Consider the following 3,775-nt stretch of genomic DNA (forward strand, 5'->3'; position numbering starts at 1 on the left):
TTCCAGAATGAACGACAACAATAAACTCGAAACCCGTGTCGGGTCTGGCTATGATGTGCACGCCTTTGAGCCGGGAAATGAAGTTATTCTTGGCGGCATTCGCATCCCGTTCGACAAAAAACTCAAAGGTCATTCCGACGCCGACGTGGCCCTGCACACCATCACCGACGCAATTTATGGTGCACTAGCAGAAGGCGATATCGGGCAGCATTTTCCACCGTCTGATGATAAATGGAAAAACAAGAATTCTGCTGTGTTTCTTGAACACGCAATTTCACGTTTATCTGCCCGCTCGGCAAGGTTGATCAATATTGATCTCACGATCATTTGCGAACAACCCAAAATTGGTCCACACTGCATCGCTATGCGGCAAAATATTGCAAATATCTGCGGGGTCAATATCTCCCGAGTATCCGTCAAAGCCACGACGTCTGAAAAGCTAGGCTTTACCGGGCGTGGCGAAGGCATTGCCGCACAAGCCGTTATTGCCATTGAACTGCCTGCGAAGGATTGACGATGCTCGAAGACGATGTTTTGCACCTGGCTCAAATCACCATCGAACAGCTCACATCAAAACGCGTTACGCTCACCACCGCCGAAAGCTGCACCGGCGGGTTGATTGCAGGCGCGCTGACGGCAATTCCCGGCTCATCCGATGTGGTCCACGGCGGTTTTGTTACCTATTCCAATCGCGCAAAATCTGAGATGCTGGGCATCGATCCTCACTTGATTGAAGAGCATGGTGCGGTCTCTAAGCAAGTGGCGTGCGCGATGGCTTTGGGGGCGCAAAAGGCCACCAAAACATCACTTTCCATCGCAGTTACTGGCATCGCAGGGCCAACCGGCGGCAGCGCCGACAAGCCAATTGGCCTCGTACATTTTGCCTGTTCCGATGGCAGCAAAACCAGCCACATCATGCGCAAGTTCGGCGATATTGGCCGCGAAGAAGTGCGTGAAGAAACTGTGCGCGTCGCCCTCACCTTGGTGTTAGCCTGCGTTGATCAGCTGGGATTGCCGTAAAGCCGTCCTGCTTGTTCCACAAACGCATCAACAACTTCGCGCTGCTTCTCGACAAAAAGTGGTTCAGCAATCGCGGCGATAAACCGGTTGCGGATTTCAAGCTCGACTGAAAATTCAACGTGACAGCCGCTTTCAGTCTTTGTAAACCGCCATTGGCTTTCAAGGAATGAGAATGGATCATCGTCTGAGACAGCGGTTACCGTCATCGCTTCACGATCACAATCAACCTTGCTTTCATATGATTGATTGATCGGTCCAAACGAGACGTGCATCAGCGCCAAACACTGCCCGTCTTCTGGCAAATTTGTGATGTTCATCTCAGAACAATTGGGCACAAATGACGGATAACGCGCCAAGTCACTCACCAGATCAAACATTTGCTCTGGCGAGTGCGGCACCTCGCGCTGAAAATCGATTTTGGTCATAGGGTGCGTTCTGCCTAGCTCAGCTTGGCTTCGCGTGCCTTGCGCAGTTTTTCAAAATCATCACCCGCATGGTGCGAGGAGCGCGTTAGTGGGCTCGATGAAACCATCAAAAACCCCTTTGTATAAGCAATCCGTTCATAAGCTTTGAATTCGTCTGGTGTGACAAAACTCATCACTTTGTGATGCTTGCGCGTGGGCTGCAAATATTGGCCGATGGTCAAGAAGTCGACATTGGCCACCCTCAAATCGTCCATCAATTGCAAGATTTCATTCCGCTCTTCACCCAGACCAACCATAATGCCGGATTTGGTGAACATGTTCGGGTCGATCTCTTTTACTTTTTGCAACAAGCGGATCGAATGGAAATATCGCGCACCCGGACGCACCGTCAAATAGTTGGACGGTACAGTTTCCAGATTGTGGTTGAACACATCGGGTTTGGCCGCAACGACCATTTCCATTGCGCCTTCTTTGCGCAAGAAATCCGGCGTCAGGACTTCAATGGTGGTGCCCGGTGATACTTCTCGCACTGCTTGAATGACCTCAACGAAATGCTGCGCACCTCCATCTGACAAGTCATCACGATCAACTGAGGTGATCACAACGTGCTTCAACCCCAATGTTTTGACCGTGTTCGCCACATTCATTGGCTCTTTGGGGTCAAGCGCGGTGGGCAGCCCGGTGCGCACATTACAGAACGCACAAGCGCGGGTGCAGATTTCGCCCATGATCATCATGGTCGCGTGTTTTTTGTCCCAACATTCACCAATGTTTGGGCAACCTGCTTCTTCACACACCGTCACAATTGAGTTGTCTTTAACGATTTTGCGGGTTTCAGCATAGCCCTTAGACCCCGGTGCTTTCACCCGGATCCAGCTTGGCTTGCGCAAAACCTCCGTGTCCGGCCGATTGGCCTTTTCAGGGTGGCGCGGACGCGCTTTATTCGTGTTATCAACCAAAGTCACCACGGTGGGATGCTCCTTTGTCAGAACAGCGGGTCTGCCTCAAAATTAAGGCAGTAGATTTGACCTATATATTGAGTGCTTGATCGTAAGCGTCAAGGACACTCTCTTTCATCATTTCGGATAAGGTCGGATGCGGGAAGATTGAATGCATCAATTCTTCCTCTGTCGTTTCCAAATTCATTGCAATAACAAAACCTTGAATGAGTTCGGTGACTTCCGCGCCAACCATATGCGCGCCCAGCAATTCGCCGGTATTTTTGTCAAATATCGTTTTCACCAAGCCTTCTGGTTCCCCCAAAGCAATCGCTTTGCCGTTGCCCATGAACGGAAAACGCCCCACACGGATGTCGCGACCAGCCTCTTTTGCCGCTTTTTCGGTCAAACCAACGCTGGCAACCTGCGGATCACAATAGGTACAGCCCGGAATTTGGCTTTTGTTCATGGGGTGAACATCTTTGCCTGCGATTTTCTCAATGCACAACACGCCTTCATGCTCGGCCTTATGGGCCAACATCGGCGCGCCGGCCACATCGCCAATCGCATAAATACCGTCAATATTGGTTTTGCAATATCCATCAATCACAATGAAACCGCGTTCCGTTTTTACGCCAACATTTTCCAAGCCGATATTCTCAACATTGGCCATAACGCCAACCGCTGAGATCAGTTTTTCGGCTTCAATGACTTGTTTCTGCCCATCTTTGAGTTCCACATGCGCTTTAACGCCAGCATCTGAATTCTCAACTTTCGCCACCTTGGCTTCAGTCAAAATCTTGATTCCGCGCTTTTCAAGCCGCTTGCGGGCATGAGCTGAAATTTCTTCATCCTCAACCGGCATAATTTGGCTCAGCAACTCAACCACGGTCACATCAGCGCCCATAGAGGCGTAGAAAGATGCAAACTCGATACCGATGGCGCCAGAGCCCATAACCACCAAGGATTTTGGCATGTCTTGGGGCACGAGGGCTTCAAAATAAGTCCAGATATTTTTGCCTTCAGGCTCAATGCCCGGCAAGACACGTGGACGCGCGCCTGTCGCGATGATGATATGTTTTGCAGAATAAGTGCCATGTGGCAGAACGCCTTTTGGCGCAGGCACAGATGGCTCCATAACAGGTTTCGTTGAAGGTCCAACCTTCACTTCACCCGGTTTAGTGATTTCTGCCTCGCCCCAAATCACGTCGATCTTGTTCTTTTTCATCAAGAAACCAACGCCATTATTCATCTGTTTGGCGATTTGGCGCGAGCGTTTTACCACATCTGAAATCTCAAATGTGAATTCACCAGCTTTCAGGCCAAAGTCTTTTGCATGGCCCATATGGCTGTAAATCTCAGCGCTGCGCAACAAAGCCTTCGTTGGAATAC

Annotated in this window: 5 protein-coding genes; 2 read left to right on the top strand and 3 right to left on the bottom strand. The window is 50.3% G+C overall.

Going from position 1 to position 3,775, the window contains the following annotated elements; genetic code table 11:
• Nucleotides 1–514, top strand: a 514-nt coding sequence (gene ispF, locus ACJAZW_RS15285) for a 2-C-methyl-D-erythritol 2,4-cyclodiphosphate synthase (protein WP_415159652.1), incomplete at its 5' end; no start/stop codon positions are given.
• 2 nt (nt 515–516) lie between these two features.
• Complete coding sequence (locus ACJAZW_RS15290) at nt 517–1,020, top strand: CinA family protein (RefSeq protein WP_415159654.1); 504 nt, start codon at nt 517–519, stop codon at nt 1,018–1,020.
• On the opposite strand, the gene ACJAZW_RS15295 is transcribed toward ACJAZW_RS15290, so the two are convergent.
• The 3 genes from ACJAZW_RS15295 to lpdA all read right to left on the bottom strand — a co-directional run.
• Nucleotides 1,002–1,445, bottom strand: a complete 444-nt coding sequence (locus tag ACJAZW_RS15295) for a type II toxin-antitoxin system RatA family toxin (protein ID WP_415159656.1) — start codon at nt 1,443–1,445, stop codon at nt 1,002–1,004. The genes ACJAZW_RS15290 and ACJAZW_RS15295 overlap by 19 nt on opposite strands.
• Nucleotides 1,446–1,459: 14 nt before the next feature.
• Nucleotides 1,460–2,413 (bottom strand): lipoyl synthase, encoded by a 954-nt coding sequence (gene lipA / locus ACJAZW_RS15300; RefSeq protein ID WP_415159658.1) that lies wholly within the window; start codon nt 2,411–2,413, stop codon nt 1,460–1,462.
• 61 nt (nt 2,414–2,474) lie between these two features.
• Nucleotides 2,475–3,775: dihydrolipoyl dehydrogenase (lpdA, locus tag ACJAZW_RS15305; RefSeq protein ID WP_415159660.1), on the bottom strand; the 1,301-nt coding region annotated here is incomplete at its 5' end.

Source organism: Maritalea sp. (assembly GCF_047634455.1).
In the GTDB taxonomy this organism is placed as follows: domain Bacteria; phylum Pseudomonadota; class Alphaproteobacteria; order Rhizobiales; family Devosiaceae; genus Maritalea.

Coding starts and splice junctions, on each gene's coding strand:
- ACJAZW_RS15295 (WP_415159656.1), bottom strand. CDS start 1,445: ATGACCAAAATCGATTTTCAGCGCGAGGTGCCGCACTCGCCAGAGCAA.
- ACJAZW_RS15290 (WP_415159654.1), top strand. CDS start 517: ATGCTCGAAGACGATGTTTTGCACCTGGCTCAAATCACCATCGAACAG.